This is a genomic window from Natronomonas sp. EA1, assembly GCF_051195035.1.
Taxonomy (GTDB): domain Archaea; phylum Halobacteriota; class Halobacteria; order Halobacteriales; family Haloarculaceae; genus JBNTJV01.
Genome location: NZ_JBNTJV010000001.1, coordinates 410,289 through 423,616 on the forward strand (window position 1 = coordinate 410,289; position 13,328 = coordinate 423,616).

Consider the following 13,328-nt stretch of genomic DNA (forward strand, 5'->3'; position numbering starts at 1 on the left):
GGCGAAAGAAAAGCCCTCGGGCCTACGCGGCCGTCTCGACAGCCTCCTCGATGGCCTCGTAATCGGGTTCGACACCGGGGTCGTCCGACTCCCAGGTGTAGGTGACCTCGCCGTCCGCGTCGATGACGAACACCGAGCGCTTCGCCACGTCACGCACCCCAAGCGAGGCGAAATCCATCGCCACGTCGTACGCGTGGATGAGCTCCCGATTCACGTCGCTGATGAGTCCGAAGTTCAGCCCGTGCTGGTCGCGGAACTCGTTGAGGGTGAAGGGCGTGTCGATGGACACCCCGTAAATCGACGCATCGAGGTCGTTGAAGTTCGCCATCCGGTCGCGGAACGTACACATCTCCGTCGTGCACGTCCCCGTGAACGCCGCGGGGAAGAAGGCGAGTACGATGGGCGCCTCCTCCAGCCGCTCGGAGAGCGTGTACTGTTCGATGTCGCCGTTCGCGAGCGGGGCCGTGAAATCCGGAGCCGAATCGCCGACTGATACCATACCCTCACTGTGTAGCCCACTCCTATCATCTTTCCGAGCCTGGCGAGCTTCCGCTGGGCGAAAGGCATACAAGTACCCCCCCTAACGGTCAGCTATGCTTCCAGCCTTCATCGGCGGGCTTCCCGGTGGCCCTGAACTGCTCGTCATCCTGCTCATCGCGGTGTTGCTGTTCGGCGCGAACAAGATCCCCAAGCTCGCCCGCTCGTCGGGCGAGGCACTCGGCGAGTTCCAGAAGGGCCGCGAAGAGGTCGAACAGGAGCTCCAGGAGATGCGTGAGGGCAAGGCCAAGCCGGAGTCCGAGCCCGCGGAGTAACCCCGTCTCCCCTTTTCGCTGAACCCTCTCATCGCTAGCTGCGTCACTCGATTCCTCCCGGCTCCTGTCCTCTTCGGAGGAAAAAGCATATAATCGCAACCCGGCTATCTCACCTCAGAGATGTTCCAGATGTTCCCCCTGCTGGGTGGGCTCCCGGGCGGCCCAGAGCTGCTCGTCATCCTGCTCATCGCGGTGTTGCTGTTCGGCGCGAACAAGATCCCCAAACTCGCCCGCTCGACGGGTGAGGCGATGGGTGAGTTCCAGAAGGGCCGTGAGGAGGTCGAACAGGAGCTCCAGGAGATGCGCGAAGGCAAAAAGAAAGAGGCCGAGGGCGGTGAGGAATCCACGACGGAGGAGACCACGACGGACGCCTCCGACGAGGAAGAAGAAAAAGAGAAGGCCGAGTAAGTCGCAACGGTTTTTCTACGCGCACTCCTTCCCGAGAGCGGGGCGTGTGGCCTAGCGGACAGGGCGAGGGGTTCCTAACCTCTAGATCGTGGGTTCGAATCCCGCCACGCCCGTGGTCTGTCACGAGCGAACGCGAGTGACGACCACGGGCCAAGGGATTCGAAGCACGTGAGACGAACGGAGTGAGTCTCACGGCGGTTCAAATCCCATCACGCCCGCTCTTGTGTCGAACGAAGTGAGACCAAGAGCCTACCGTGTGGGATTTGAATCAGGGAGGTCGCGCGCAACGTCGTGAGCACGTCCGACCGTGGTTCAAATCCCGCCACGCCCGCTTCACTTCGTTCAGCGCGCGTGGCGTACTCTCGTTCGTTCGCGTTGCTCACTCACGAGCGTTCCGCGAGAGCGAAGCTCTCGCGTCGTTCGCAAACGCTCCGCGTTTGCTCACTCCCATCACGCCCGCTCTTGTGTCGAGCGAAGTGAGACCGAGAGCCTACCGTGTGGGATTTGAATCAGGGAGGTCGCGCGCAACGTCGTGAGCACGTCCGACCGTGGTTCAAATCCCATCACGCCCGCTTCACTCACTTCGTTCAGCGCGCGTGGCGTACTCTCGTTCGTTCGCGTTGCTCACTCACGAGGGTTCCGCGAGAGCGAAGCTCTCGCGTCGTTCGCAAACGCTCCGCGTTTGCTCACTCCCACCACGCCCGTTCACTCACCACGCAGAACAGCACCGTTCAAGACCCCGCCCCCGTTTCCAACGCATATGTTAGTCGTCGTCTGCGGCCTGCCGGGTGTCGGGAAAACGACGGTCGCGGAGCGGGTGGTCGAGCAACTCGATGCTGAGATGCTCCGGACGGACGTGGTACGCAAGGAGCTGTTTCCCGACCCCGACTACACCGACGAGGAGTCGCAGGCGGTGTACGACGAACTGTTCTCGCGGACGCGCGACCGCTTGCAGGCGGACGAGGATGTCGTCCTCGATGCGACGTTTCAGGAGGCAGCGAAGCGCGAGCGAGCGCGCCGCGTGGCCGAGGAGACGGGACGCGCGTTCGAGCTGGTGTACGTCCGGTGTGACCTCGACGGCGTCGAGAAACGCATCGAACAGCGCGAGGGTGACGAGAGCGACGCGGATTTCGAGGTGCATCTGCTGTTCCGCGAGACGTTCGACCCCATCGAGGGTGACCACGTGGTCGTCGACAACTCCGATGGGCTGGCATCGACCTACGAGCAGGTCGATGCGGTGTTCTAACACGACACATGGCAGGATAACGCTGAAACCGCGCGGCGACGACTGAGGTGGTATGCCCGGTCCGATCTTTCTGGAGGGCGAGACGGTCGAACTCCGGACCATCGAACCCGAGGACGCCGCGTTCTTACAGGAGACGATCAACGACCCAGAGGTCCGGCGGACGCTGGCCGCGAACGCGCCAATCACGGGAATCGAGGAGGAGAACTGGATCGAGTCGCTCGACAACGACGAGGGCGTTCACCTGCTCGTCTGCGTCGAGGGGGAGCCGGTGGGGACGGTCGGTATCCAGCCCCCATCCGGGCCTTCGCGCACCGTCGAACTCGGGTACTTCATCGCCAGCGACGCGTGGGGGAACGGCTACGCGACGGCCGCGGTGCGGCTGCTGTGTCGCTACGCATTCCGCGAGCGGGGACTCCACAAGGTCTACGCGGACGTGTACGACCTGAACCCCGCATCGGCGCGGGTGCTCGAGAAGGTGGGCTTCGTGCAGGAGGGGGTCCACCGCGAGCAGGGGTTCGTCGACGGCGAGCACGTGGACGTGCTGCGCTACGGACTGCTAAAAAACGAGTTGCAGTAGGGGGCTACCCGCCGAGATACAGCCGCGAGACTTCGGGGTTGTCGAGCAACCCGTCTGCCTCGTCGGTGTAGGCGACGGTCCCCTGGTCGAGGACGTAGCCGCGATCGGAGATGGCGAGCCCCTCGCGGGCGTTCTGCTCGACCATCAGAATCGCGGTACCGAGGTCGTTCACCGTCTGGACGTTCTCGAAGACGTCCTGCACGATGTTCGGTGCCAGCCCCGCGGAGGGCTCGTCGATGAGGAGCACGTCGGGCTCCATGACGAGCGCGCGGGAGAAGGCGAGCACCTGACGCTGACCGCCGGAGAGGGTGCGTGCCTTGACGTTGCGCTTCTCCGCTAAGATGGGGAAGCGGTCGTAGAGTCGGTCGATGACCGGGTCGGCGTTGTCGCGGGCGACGCCACCCATCCGAAGGTTCTCGTCGATGGTGAGGCTCCCGAAGACGTTCTCGGTCTGAGGGACGTAGCCGACGCCCTTCCGGACCAGGTCCTCCGGCTCCTCGCCGGTGATATCCTCCGCGCCGAGCTCGACGCTCCCGGTCCACGGCTTCAGCAGGCCGAAGATGGTCTTGAGGACGGTCGATTTGCCCGCGCCGTTCGGGCCGACGAGACAGACGATCTCCTCCTCGTCGAGATAGAGGTTCAGGTCGTCGAGCACCTGCGCCTCGCCGTAGCCCGAATCCACGTTCGAGACCTCGAGGGCGTGGTCGCTCATTCGGCACCTCCGAGATAGGCGTCGATGACGCGCGAGTCGTTCTTCACTTCCTCGGGGGTGCCCTCCATGAGGACGTGCCCCTGGTCTAAGACGATGACGGGGTCGGCGAGGTCCATGATGAATGGCATGTCGTGTTCGATGATGAGGAAGGTCAGATCCTCCTCCTCGTTCAGCGTGCGGATGAACCGCTTGATGTCGTTCGCGAGCGTCGGGTTGACGCCGGCGACGGGCTCGTCGAGCAGCAGGATGTCCGGCTCGGTGGTGATGGCGCGTGCCAGCTCCACGAGCTTCAACTGCCCGCCGGAGAGGTCCGTCGACGGCTGGTCGATGAGGTGGTCGATCTCGAACCGCTCGAGCAGCTCCTCGGCGTGTGCGAGCAGTTCGGACTCCTCCTGCTGGACCTTCCCGGGCGAGGTGAAAAGCGGAATCACCGACTCGCCGAGCTGGGGGTTCGGCCCCACCAGCATGGCCTCGCGGACGGTCATCCCCTCCAGCTTGCGCGGGGTCTGGAACGTCCGGATGAGCCCCTCGTGGGCCACCTCGTGCGGTGGCATGTCGGTCACGTCCGTCCCGTTGACGAACACCTGCCCCTCGTCGGGTTCGTAGAACCCGGAGACGAGGTTGAAGAGGGTCGACTTCCCCGCGCCGTTCGGGCCGATCATGCCCGTGATGGTGCCGCGTTCGACCTGGAAGGAGGCGTCGTCGGTCGCGACGAGGCCACCGAACGTCTTTCGCAGGCCCTGCGTCTCCAGCACGACATCATCTTTGGAGAGGTTCGCACCGTCGTGTTTCATTCGCTCTCACCTCCGTCGGCGACGGCCGTCTTGCTCGACTTCGAGCGGGCCGAGGGCCAGATGAGTTCGTCGCGCGGCGGCAGCAGGCCGTCCGAGCGGTAGCGGACGATGGCGATGATGAGCAGCCCCACCAGAAGCAGGCGGAACTGTGCCGGGTCCACGGGGAGCGCCCCGAGGTCGTTCACGAACCGCGGGCCCTGTCGGATGAGGACGATGGTCAGCCCGCCGAGGACCGCACCGCGGTTGCTCCCGGTGCCGCCGAGGATGACGGCGACCCACACGTAGAACGTGTTGATGGGTTCGAGGTTCGTCGGGAGGACGAACCGGAACTGGTAGGCGAAGAAGAACCCGGCGACCGCCATGAGGACGGAGCCGAGCACGAACGCCTGCATCTTGAACCGGAAGGTGTCCTTCCCGAGCGCGCGGGCGAGGTCCTCGTCGGACCGGATCGTCCGGAGCACGCGCCCCCACGGCGACCGGTGCATCCGGCGGAGCACGCCGTAGACGACGGCGACCGCCGCCAGCACGAGGAACACGTCGACGAGCGACCGGTACGGGAACGCGGGTGCGTCGGGAGCGAACACGCTGTCGATCCCCGAGACGAGCCCGGGCAGGAGCGGGGGCACGGAGATGCCCTGGCTCCCCGCGGTGATCTCCCGCTCGTTCAGGACGATGAGCCGGATGATCTCCGCGAGCCCGATGGAGGCGATGGCGAGGTAGTCCTCGCGCAGTCTGAGCGTCGGCACGCCGATGAGCAGCGCGACGAGCGCGCTCACGACGATGGCGCCGACGAGCGCCGTCAGCGGACCCATCTCGATGCCGAGTGGCGACCCCTTCGAGACGACGAGCGCGACGGCGTACATCCCGATACCCCAGAACGCGGCCACCGAGAAGTTGATGAGCCCCGCGTAGCCCCACTGGACGTTGAGCCCGAGCGAGAGCAGGATCCACATCCCGGCGAGCGCGACGGTGCCGAGCAGGAAGCCGAAGTCGAGCACGCCGGCGACGACGGCGACGGCGAGTGCGACGACGAGCACCGCGACGGAGCCCAGCACGCGACGGTCGGCGTCGTTGACCGCGATGTTCATACGGAATCACCCATGATGCCCTGCGGGCGGACGAGCAGGATGACGAGCATCAGCAGGAACGCCAGCCCCGACGCGTACTCGATTGGGACGAAGGGGATGACGGGCGTCAGCTCGTGGGTGATGCCGATGACCAGCCCACCGAGCATGGCCCCGTAGACGGAGCCGATGCCGCCGAGGATGACCGCGGCGAAGACGATGAGCAGGAGGTCGAAGCCCATCCGCGGGCGGACGAGCGTGTCGATACCGAGGAAGACCCCGCCGGCGGCGGCGAGCGCGCCACCGATGACCCACATCGCGAGGACGACCTCGCGGGTGCGGATGCCCGCGACGCGGGCGAGACTCGGGTTGTCGGCGGTGGCACGCATCTTCCGGCCCAGCGTGGTGTACTGGAGCAGGGCGTGGAGCGCGACGACCATCACCCCGGTGAGGACGACGACGACCACGTCGCGCGGCGTGAGCGAGACGCCGATGGCGTCGTTGAGCCAGCCGATCTGGCCCTGTCGCTGGATTTCGTAGGTTCGCTGGCCCGAGCCGAACAGGATCTGGATGATGGCGCGGTAGGCGAGTGCGACCCCGATCGAGGTGATGAGCAGCTCGATGGAGCCGGCGTTCGAGAGCGGGCGGTAGACGAACCGTTCCGTTCCGAGCGCGACGACGGCCGCGAGGAGCATCCCGACGATGGCGCCCGCGTACAGCGCGAGCGGGAGTTCGAACAGCACGATGTCGGGGAACGGGACCGTCAGCCGGAACGCCGCGTCGGTGAACGGAACCGTGAACACGTAGCCCCGTCCGAACACGGCCGCACCGACGAACGTGCCGAACGCCCCTACGGTCATCAGGTCGCCGTGCGCGAAGTTGGCGAAGTCGGCGATGGAGTAGATGAGCGACAGCCCGATGCTCGCGAGGATGATGATACACGAGAACACCAGCCCGTTCGCGAGCAGTTGCGCGAGGCTAGCCAAGACTGTCACCTCCGTTCGAAAAGTGGTTCATCGTGGGGATTACCCGGTGATGAAGTCGCCGAAGACGTACTCGTGGTCCTCGACCCGGTAGATCTGGTAGAAGCCCGGCGGGTCGCCGTTCTCGTCGAGGTCGACCGGACCGGAGACGCCCTCGTAGTTGATCTCCGTGGCGCTCGCGCCACCCGCGAGCTCGGCTTTGGCCTCGGCGAAGGAGTACACCTTCGTCCCCTCGGGGCGGGTCACGTCGCGGACGACGTTCGCGAGCCCCTCCTGGGTCACCTCGCCGTCGGCACGCACGGCGGCCTCCGCGCTGATGGCGGAGACGGTGATGGCGTCGTAAGCGTAGGCGGACCACACCGTGGGCGTGGAGCCGTACTTCGACTCGAAGTCGGATTTGAACTGCTGGTAGGACTCCTGGTCGACCGGGGCGGACTCCGTGATGCCGAGCATCCCGTTCATCGAGCCGGGGCTGGTGTTCTCGATGATGGAGTCGGCGACGGTGGACTCGGCGCCGTAGTACTGGATCTGCTCGTTGTACCCCTGGTCGAACGCCTCGTTCACCATGATGGTGTACTCGTTGGCGTAGGTGAGGAACACCCACGCGGTGGCGTCCGTGGCGGCCATCTCCGAGAGGATGCCACGATACGACGCCTGGCCCTGGTCGTGGGGGTTGTTGTACGCGACGGTGCCGGGGAACTCCTCGGCGAAGACGCCGGAGAGGCCCGTCCCGTAGTCGTTGTTGATCCACGTCACGGCGACGGTGTCGTGGTCACGCGAGACGAGGTTGGCGAGCGCCTTCCCCTTCGCGGCCCCCGAGGGGGACATCCGGAGCAGGTCGGGGTAGTTCGACAGCTCCGGCGAGGTGGAGTTCTGTGAGATCTGCGTGACGCCGCTGCCCGAGATGACGGCGTCGTGGATGGCGATGGAGACACCGGAGCCAACGGAACCGACGAGCAGCGGAACGTTGTTCTGCGAGACGAGCTTGCGGGCCGCGTTGACCCCGCCCTGGCTCGTGGACTCGTCGTCCTCCACGAGGAACTCGAGGGTCGCGCCGGCCTCACCGATCCCCTCGGCGTTGATGGCGCTCAGTGCGAGCTCGCGCCCCCGGGTGTTGCGCTCGCCGTAGGGGGCGAGCGAGCCGGTGAGCGAGTCGACCATCCCGAACTGGATCTTCGAGGCGGCGCTTCCCCCACCGCTGTTGTCGGAGTCGTCCGAGCTACCGCCCCCGGAGCTCCCACCGTCGTTCCCCCCGGAAGTCGGCGTCGAGTCGCCACCTTCACTTTCGAGACAGCCGGCCGCGGCGATAACGAATCCCGTGGCCCCCGTCGCTTTCAGTACGTCCCTGCGAGACAGTTCGCGGTTGTCATTCTGTGCCATAACGAACTATCAGGACGTATACCGAGATGGCTGTTATACTGGCGTCCGACCATGGTCGGGAGCGGGTTGACAGATTGGCCCGATCGGTCGCGAGCCGGTCGCTATCCTACAAATTACAGCAAGTATTGCGTGCACCATATGGTCGGGTGGTGATATAGGGTCACCCAGTCCGCCACATAGCCCATGATACCACCTATCGCGAACAACTTCGTGGCCGGTGAGTCGCCGGAGGCGGCGCTGGACCACGTCGAACGCCTGAACGCGCAGGGGATCAAGGGCATCCTCAACCTCCTGGGCGAGCACTACGACGAGCGGCCGCCCGCGGACGCGGACGCCGACGAGTATCTCACCCTCATCGACGGCATCGTCGAGCGCGACCTCGACGCCTGCGTCTCCGTGAAACCCTCCCAGATCGGGCTCGACCTGGGTGACGAGGTGTTCGTGGAGAACCTCGACCGCATCGTCGCCCACGCGGCCGAGAAGGACGTGTTCGTCTGGGTCGACATGGAGGATTACACCACGACCGACGTGACGCTCGATGCCGTCGAGCGCCTGAAGAAAGAGACGGACGGCCTCGTCGGCGTCTGCGTGCAGGCGAACCTCAAGCGCACGAAGGCGGACCTCGAACGGCTCGCGCCGCTCCCCGGGAAGGTGCGGCTCGTGAAGGGGGCGTACAACGAGCCCAAATCCGTCTCCTACAAGAAGAAGGAGGAGGTCGACGCGGCGTACAAGCAGCTCTTGGAGTTCATGTTCCAGGAGTTCGAGGGCGGAATCGCCGTCGGGAGCCACGACCCCGCGATGATCTCGTACGCGAAGGAGCTCCACGACGAGTACGGCACCCCCTTCGAGGTCCAGATGCTCATGGGCGTGCGCGAGGACGCGCAGGTCGACCTCGCCGACGAGTACGAGATGTGGCAGTACCTCCCCTACGGCGACAAGTGGTTCTCCTACTTCTACCGCCGCGTGCGCGAGCGTAAGGAGAACGCGCTGTTCGCGCTGCGGGCGGTCATCGGCGTCTGACCGGTCGCTAGTTCTTCGGGTCCAGCAGCTTCGCCTCGGCCTTCCTGAGATGTTCGAGCAGTGTCGTCTTCGAGACGCCCATCTCGGAGGCGAGATCGCGGGTCGAACAGCCGCGCGGCCACTCGTAGTACCCCTCGTCGCGGGCCAGCTCGAACACCTCTCGCTGTGTCGCGGTGAGGGCGCTCATCCGGCGTTCGCGCTCGGGGCGACGGGTATCTGCGGCGGTGATGGCCTCGACGGTGACCTCCGCCCCCGCCTCCTCACGGACGCCGTCGAGCTGTGATTCGATCTCCCCGCGGTCGCCGGCGAAGACGACCTGCCAGGTCTCCCGGCCGTCCTCGATGCGGACGGGCGCGGAGTGGACGAACCCGTACTTGAGGAGGGTGGGACAGACCATGTCCTGAGGGTTGTACTCCAGGAAGAACTCCCGGACGACGTTCCCCGGGGCGTCACGGTGGCCCTGGCCGAACCGCTCCTGGAGTTCGAGGACCTGTCCCCCGTGTTCGGAGGCCTCGATGGTCTCCAGTAGCGTCTCGACTTCCTCGTCGGTGTCCCCGTACGCCGTAAAGAGCCCGTTGACGGACTCCGCCTCGACCTGCGGTGAGTTGTAGATCGCGTGGGCGAGAACCCCACCCCCCACCTGCGCCGTCGACTCGATGGCCCAGCAGTTCGGATGCCAGAGGTCGAGCGTCAGCCGCGTGCTCGCGTTCGCGCTGTCGCTCATACCCGCATATCGGGTGGGGAGAATAAACACCTGTCTGACCTCTCGCTGACACCCTCCCATGGACGGGCCGGGGTATTACGTGGCCGGAATCCGGATTGCATGTATGAGCGAGACTTACAAACATTACATCGCCGGGGAGTGGACCTCAGGCGAGAGCGAGGAGACGTTCGACAGCACCAATCCCGCGACGGGGGAGACGCTCGGCACCTTCGAGCGCGGCACCGAAGCCGACATCGACGCCGCGATGGCCGCGGCGGACGACGCGTTCGAGGAGTGGCGCGAGCTCTCGCATATCGACCGCGCGGAGTACCTCTGGGAGATCTACCACGAGCTGCGTGAGCGCACCGAGGAGCTCGCGGAAGTGGTAACGAAGGAGTGCGGCAAGGAGATCAGCGAGGGTCGCGCCGACGTCATCGAGGCGTACCACATGGTCGAGTGGGCCGCCGGCGACGCCCGGCACCCGAAGGGGGACGTGATCCCCTCCGAGATCCCCGCGAAGGACGCCTACATGCGCCGCAAGCCGCGCGGCGTCGTCGGCTGTATCACGCCGTGGAACTTCCCGGTCGCCATCCCGTTCTGGCACATGGCCGTCGCCCTCGTCGAGGGGAACACCGTCGTCTGGAAGCCCGCGGAGCAGACCCCGTGGTGCGGCCAGATCATCGCCGAGATGTTCGAGGACGCCGGCATCCCCGACGGTGTCTTCAACATGGTCCAGGGCTTCGGTGATGCCGGCGCGGCTATCGTCGAGGACGAGCGCGCGGACAGCGTGCTCTTCACCGGCTCCGCGGAGGTCGGCCACGAGGTCGCCCGCAAGGTCGCCGAGCAGCCCGGCAAGCTCGCCGCCTGTGAGATGGGTGGGAAGAACAACATCGTCATCACCGAGAACGCGGACCTCGACATCGCCGTCCACTCGGCGCTCATGTCCTCGTTCAAGACGACGGGCCAGCGCTGTGTCTCCTCGGAGCGCCTCGTCGTCCACGAGGACGTCTACGACGAGTTCAAGGAGCGCTTCGTCGAGCTCGCACAGAAGGTCGCCGTCGGCGACCCCCTCTCGGAGGACACCTTCATGGGCCCGCTCATCGAGCCCGGCCACAAGGAGAAGGTGCAGAGCTACGCCGAGCTCGCGAAGGAGGAGGGCGTGAACGTGCTCGTCGACCGCGTCGAACTCGACGCCGACGAGATCCCCGAGGGGCACGAAGAGGGCAACTGGGTCGGCCCGTTCGTCTACGAGGCGGACCCCGACGCCCCCCTGCGGTGCACCCACGAGGAGGTCTTCGGCCCGCACGTCGCCCTCCTGAAATACTCCGGTGACATCGAGCGCGCCGTCGAGATCCAGAACGACACGGACTACGGGCTCGCCGGCGCGGTCATCTCCGAGGACTACCGCCAGATCAACTACTTCCGCGACTACGCCGAGGTCGGGCTGGCGTACGGGAACCTGCCGTGCATCGGCGCGGAGGTCCACCTCCCGTTCGGTGGCGTGAAGAAGTCCGGCAACGGCTACCCGAGCGCGAGGGAAATCATCGAGGCCGTCACCGAGCGCACCGCGTGGACGCTCAACAACTCGAAGGAGATCGAGATGGCACAGGGCCTCTCGGCGGACATCAAGACCTCCGACGACTAGTCCACGAACCTCACCCAACGCGGCGAGTCTGTCCCACTTTTTCGCCGTTCGACTCCGGAGCGACGGCTCCCGTCTCAGTCTCAGTTCCCGAGCGCGATTGCCGGGAACAGCGCGTCCACGTCGGAGTCGTCGACGAGCGCGTACCGCGTCCCGTCGCGTTCGACCTTCCCACCGGTTTCGAGGTGATGGAGGTGCGCGAACGCCTCGCCGGGGCCGTGGAGGACGTGGATGGAGTGGAGGTCGCCGAACAGCGCGGCGGAGACCTCCCACGCGGTCGCCGGCCCGTCTTCGAGCACCGAGAGCACCCGGTCGGTGCGCTCGCGGTGGTGGACGGCGATGTCCTTCGCGCGGCCGGCGGGGTCGATGATGGCGCCGCGGTGGCCGGGCCACGCGCGGGTGTAGTCGCCCGCGACGATGGTCTCGAGGGTGTCGAGGTAGTCGGCGAGCGGGTCGTCGACTCTGGTATCGGCCCCGCCGACGTTCGGGGTGTAGTAGGGGAGCAGCGCGTCCCCGGAGAACAGCTCCGTGCCGTCGCGACCGGCCACCTCGAAGCCCGTGAGGCCCATGGTGTGGCCGGGGAGGTGGACGGCTTCGAGCTCCGCATCGCCCGCCTCGAACGTCGCGCCCGCCTCGAACTCGGTCACCTCTGCGTAGCGGCCCTCGCCGCCTGCGCCGTCGAGGAAGTCCAGCAGTTCCTCGCGTTCGGCGTCGGGCATCCCCCACGCGAGCAGGCGCTCCTCGATGCGGGCGTCCATCGCGGCCTGTGCGTCGGGGTCCCCGCACACGATGGGCGCGTCGAGCGTGTGGGCGTAGACGGGCGCGCCCGAGGCGGCCTGGATGGTCCCGGCGAGTCCCGCGTGGTCGCCGTGCCAGTGGGTGAGGATCACCTGGTCGATATCCGCGAAGGAGACGCCGAACTCCGCGAGGCCGGATTCGAGTTCGCCCTCCGACTGAACGACACCCGTATCGAGCAGCGTCGTCGGGCCGTCACCGGTGAGGAGGTAGGCGTTGTTGTTCCCCTCGAAGGCGTGGTTTCCGAGGGCGACCTGTTCGAGCGTGAAGGGGAGTGCAGGGTCGGTCACTACCTACCGCGAGAACGCGGGATGTGATGACTGTATCGCCGTCAGGAGAGGCGGGCATCGACGCTGGAAATGATCTCCCCGAGTTCGGCCAGGGCGGCCGCGTCCGGCTCCATGCTGAAGATGATTCCCCGGTTCTCCCAGGGTGAGACGAGCACGGCGACGCCGTCTTCGTACCAGCCGATATCCGCGAGGTTGTCCCCCAGCGGGAAGTCGTCCGGGGTCTGCCGCGGTGCGCCGGCGAGGTCGACGACCTCCCGCGCGAACTCCCGGAGCCCTTCCGGCCCGTACTCCAGCCGGATGTCGTCGCGGACGAACGCCGAGTCGAACCGCTCCGTCTCGAGGTCGTAGTACGCGATGACCCGGAGGTCGTCCCCCACCCGACGACGGAGGTAGTCGAGCACCGACTCCGCTTTCGCCTCCACGTCGATTACCTCGGACATCAGTCACGTATTTCGACTCTACCATCCTAAAACTGGGGTTAGCGGAGGGAAACGCCACCGGCGACCGCGGGCGCGAGCAGGAGGGTGTCGCCGGCGGCGAGCACCGTGTCACGCTCGGCCGGCTCGTCGTTCACCACGATGCCGATGTGCGGTCGTACCCGCCCCTCCGAGTCGAAGACCAGCGGGCCAAGTGAGCCGTACTCCTCGCCGAGTTCGTGGACGACCTCGCCCGCCGTCGCCCCCTGCGGGGCGTTCCGGGAGAGTGACTTGTGGCCGACCGCGTCGCGGAGCGTGCCGTAGAGTTCGACGGTGACGTGCATACCTCTGGATTGGTGTGCCGGGGAATAAATGGCGTTCACTCGATGGCTACCGTGTTGCCCCCTCGCACTCGGTACACACAACGATCTGTACACTCCCGAAAGCCCCAGCGGGCTCGCGGTCGCTGCGCGAGATATTCGCTTC

General features: G+C 66.1%; 16 protein-coding genes and 1 tRNA gene. 7 read left to right on the forward strand and 10 right to left on the reverse strand.

Annotation, left to right across the window (positions count from 1 at the left end; translation table 11 throughout):
* Window positions 1-22 precede the first annotated feature (22 nt).
* Window positions 23-499, reverse strand: coding sequence for a redoxin domain-containing protein (locus ACQUQR_RS02250; RefSeq protein WP_435194395.1), 477 nt, complete (start codon window positions 497-499; stop codon window positions 23-25).
* A 94-nt stretch (window positions 500-593) separates the two neighbouring features.
* On the opposite strand from ACQUQR_RS02250, the gene tatA (ACQUQR_RS02255) reads away from it, so the two are divergent.
* The 5 genes from tatA (ACQUQR_RS02255) (at window position 594) to ACQUQR_RS02275 (ending at window position 3,043) form a co-directional block, all read left to right on the forward strand.
* Window positions 594-812: a twin-arginine translocase TatA/TatE family subunit gene (gene tatA / locus ACQUQR_RS02255; RefSeq protein ID WP_435194397.1), complete on the forward strand. Its 219-nt coding sequence runs from the start codon at window positions 594-596 to the stop codon at window positions 810-812.
* A 120-nt stretch (window positions 813-932) separates the two neighbouring features.
* Window positions 933-1,220: a twin-arginine translocase TatA/TatE family subunit gene (tatA, locus tag ACQUQR_RS02260; protein ID WP_435194399.1), complete on the forward strand. Its 288-nt coding sequence runs from the start codon at window positions 933-935 to the stop codon at window positions 1,218-1,220.
* Window positions 1,221-1,260: 40 nt separating this feature from the next.
* Window positions 1,261-1,333: transfer RNA gene (locus ACQUQR_RS02265), tRNA-Arg, on the forward strand.
* 647 nt (window positions 1,334-1,980) lie between these two features.
* Window positions 1,981-2,466 carry an AAA family ATPase gene (locus ACQUQR_RS02270; protein WP_435194401.1) on the forward strand — a complete coding sequence of 162 codons (486 nt, stop codon included), beginning with the start codon at window positions 1,981-1,983 and terminating at the stop codon, window positions 2,464-2,466.
* Between the two features lie 52 nt (window positions 2,467-2,518).
* The gene (locus tag ACQUQR_RS02275; protein ID WP_435194402.1) at window positions 2,519-3,043 is read left to right on the forward strand and encodes a GNAT family N-acetyltransferase; all 525 of its coding nucleotides are present in this window, start codon (window positions 2,519-2,521) and stop codon (window positions 3,041-3,043) included.
* 4 nt (window positions 3,044-3,047) lie between these two features.
* On the opposite strand, the gene ACQUQR_RS02280 is transcribed toward ACQUQR_RS02275, so the two are convergent.
* From ACQUQR_RS02280 to ACQUQR_RS02300, 5 genes are read right to left on the reverse strand one after another with little or no spacing between them, the layout of a single operon-like run.
* Window positions 3,048-3,755, reverse strand: coding sequence for an ABC transporter ATP-binding protein (locus ACQUQR_RS02280; protein ID WP_435194404.1), 708 nt, complete (start codon window positions 3,753-3,755; stop codon window positions 3,048-3,050).
* Entirely contained in the window at window positions 3,752-4,549 is a 798-nt protein-coding gene (locus ACQUQR_RS02285) for an ABC transporter ATP-binding protein (protein WP_435194405.1), read from the reverse strand. The genes ACQUQR_RS02280 and ACQUQR_RS02285 overlap by 4 nt, the downstream gene beginning before the upstream one ends.
* Window positions 4,546-5,637 carry a branched-chain amino acid ABC transporter permease gene (locus ACQUQR_RS02290; RefSeq protein WP_435194407.1) on the reverse strand — a complete coding sequence of 364 codons (1,092 nt, stop codon included), beginning with the start codon at window positions 5,635-5,637 and terminating at the stop codon, window positions 4,546-4,548. The genes ACQUQR_RS02285 and ACQUQR_RS02290 overlap by 4 nt, the downstream gene beginning before the upstream one ends.
* Window positions 5,634-6,599, reverse strand: a complete 966-nt coding sequence (locus ACQUQR_RS02295; RefSeq protein WP_435194409.1) for a branched-chain amino acid ABC transporter permease — start codon at window positions 6,597-6,599, stop codon at window positions 5,634-5,636. Before ACQUQR_RS02295 ends, ACQUQR_RS02290 begins: the two co-directional genes overlap by 4 nt.
* Before the next feature lie 39 nt (window positions 6,600-6,638).
* A complete protein-coding gene (locus ACQUQR_RS02300; RefSeq protein ID WP_435195497.1) occupies window positions 6,639-7,952 on the reverse strand; it encodes an ABC transporter substrate-binding protein in 1,314 nt (437 codons plus the stop codon).
* Window positions 7,953-8,159: 207 nt separating this feature from the next.
* On the opposite strand from ACQUQR_RS02300, the gene ACQUQR_RS02305 reads away from it, so the two are divergent.
* Window positions 8,160-8,996 carry a proline dehydrogenase family protein gene (locus tag ACQUQR_RS02305; RefSeq protein WP_435194411.1) on the forward strand — a complete coding sequence of 279 codons (837 nt, stop codon included), beginning with the start codon at window positions 8,160-8,162 and terminating at the stop codon, window positions 8,994-8,996.
* A 7-nt stretch (window positions 8,997-9,003) separates the two neighbouring features.
* Here the strand turns inward: ACQUQR_RS02305 and ACQUQR_RS02310 are convergent, their stop codons facing one another.
* Window positions 9,004-9,720 (reverse strand): helix-turn-helix domain-containing protein, encoded by a 717-nt coding sequence (locus tag ACQUQR_RS02310; RefSeq protein WP_435194412.1) that lies wholly within the window; start codon window positions 9,718-9,720, stop codon window positions 9,004-9,006.
* 103 nt (window positions 9,721-9,823) lie between these two features.
* On the opposite strand from ACQUQR_RS02310, the gene ACQUQR_RS02315 reads away from it, so the two are divergent.
* Window positions 9,824-11,344: an aldehyde dehydrogenase family protein gene (locus tag ACQUQR_RS02315; RefSeq protein ID WP_435194413.1), complete on the forward strand. Its 1,521-nt coding sequence runs from the start codon at window positions 9,824-9,826 to the stop codon at window positions 11,342-11,344.
* 80 nt (window positions 11,345-11,424) lie between these two features.
* Here ACQUQR_RS02315 and ACQUQR_RS02320 read toward each other — a convergent pair whose 3' ends face one another.
* Genes ACQUQR_RS02320 through ACQUQR_RS02330 form a run of 3 tightly spaced genes read right to left on the reverse strand, consistent with a single transcriptional unit; the run spans window position 11,425 to window position 13,186 of the window.
* Window positions 11,425-12,426: an MBL fold metallo-hydrolase gene (locus ACQUQR_RS02320; RefSeq protein ID WP_435194414.1), complete on the reverse strand. Its 1,002-nt coding sequence runs from the start codon at window positions 12,424-12,426 to the stop codon at window positions 11,425-11,427.
* A gap of 41 nt (window positions 12,427-12,467) precedes the next feature.
* The gene (locus ACQUQR_RS02325; protein WP_435194415.1) at window positions 12,468-12,866 is read right to left on the reverse strand and encodes a hypothetical protein; all 399 of its coding nucleotides are present in this window, start codon (window positions 12,864-12,866) and stop codon (window positions 12,468-12,470) included.
* A 38-nt stretch (window positions 12,867-12,904) separates the two neighbouring features.
* On the reverse strand, window positions 12,905-13,186 hold the full coding sequence (locus ACQUQR_RS02330) for a MoaD/ThiS family protein (RefSeq protein ID WP_435194417.1): 282 nt from the start codon (window positions 13,184-13,186) through the stop codon (window positions 12,905-12,907).
* Window positions 13,187-13,328 lie beyond the last annotated feature (142 nt).

What these genes read in the sequence shown, in the direction of transcription:
- ACQUQR_RS02330 (WP_435194417.1), bottom strand. Translation starts at nt 13,186, where the DNA reads ATGCACGTCACCGTCGAACTCTACGGCACGCTCCGCGACGCGGTCGGC.
- ACQUQR_RS02285 (WP_435194405.1), bottom strand. Translation starts at nt 4,549, where the DNA reads ATGAAACACGACGGTGCGAACCTCTCCAAAGATGATGTCGTGCTGGAG.
- ACQUQR_RS02315 (WP_435194413.1), top strand. Translation starts at nt 9,824, where the DNA reads ATGAGCGAGACTTACAAACATTACATCGCCGGGGAGTGGACCTCAGGC.
- ACQUQR_RS02250 (WP_435194395.1), bottom strand. Translation starts at nt 499, where the DNA reads ATGGTATCAGTCGGCGATTCGGCTCCGGATTTCACGGCCCCGCTCGCG.
- ACQUQR_RS02275 (WP_435194402.1), top strand. Translation starts at nt 2,519, where the DNA reads ATGCCCGGTCCGATCTTTCTGGAGGGCGAGACGGTCGAACTCCGGACC.
- ACQUQR_RS02280 (WP_435194404.1), bottom strand. Translation starts at nt 3,755, where the DNA reads ATGAGCGACCACGCCCTCGAGGTCTCGAACGTGGATTCGGGCTACGGC.
- tatA (WP_435194399.1), top strand. Translation starts at nt 933, where the DNA reads ATGTTCCAGATGTTCCCCCTGCTGGGTGGGCTCCCGGGCGGCCCAGAG.
- ACQUQR_RS02310 (WP_435194412.1), bottom strand. Translation starts at nt 9,720, where the DNA reads ATGAGCGACAGCGCGAACGCGAGCACGCGGCTGACGCTCGACCTCTGG.
- tatA (WP_435194397.1), top strand. Translation starts at nt 594, where the DNA reads ATGCTTCCAGCCTTCATCGGCGGGCTTCCCGGTGGCCCTGAACTGCTC.
- ACQUQR_RS02305 (WP_435194411.1), top strand. Translation starts at nt 8,160, where the DNA reads ATGATACCACCTATCGCGAACAACTTCGTGGCCGGTGAGTCGCCGGAG.
- ACQUQR_RS02290 (WP_435194407.1), bottom strand. Translation starts at nt 5,637, where the DNA reads ATGAACATCGCGGTCAACGACGCCGACCGTCGCGTGCTGGGCTCCGTC.
- ACQUQR_RS02325 (WP_435194415.1), bottom strand. Translation starts at nt 12,866, where the DNA reads ATGTCCGAGGTAATCGACGTGGAGGCGAAAGCGGAGTCGGTGCTCGAC.
- ACQUQR_RS02270 (WP_435194401.1), top strand. Translation starts at nt 1,981, where the DNA reads ATGTTAGTCGTCGTCTGCGGCCTGCCGGGTGTCGGGAAAACGACGGTC.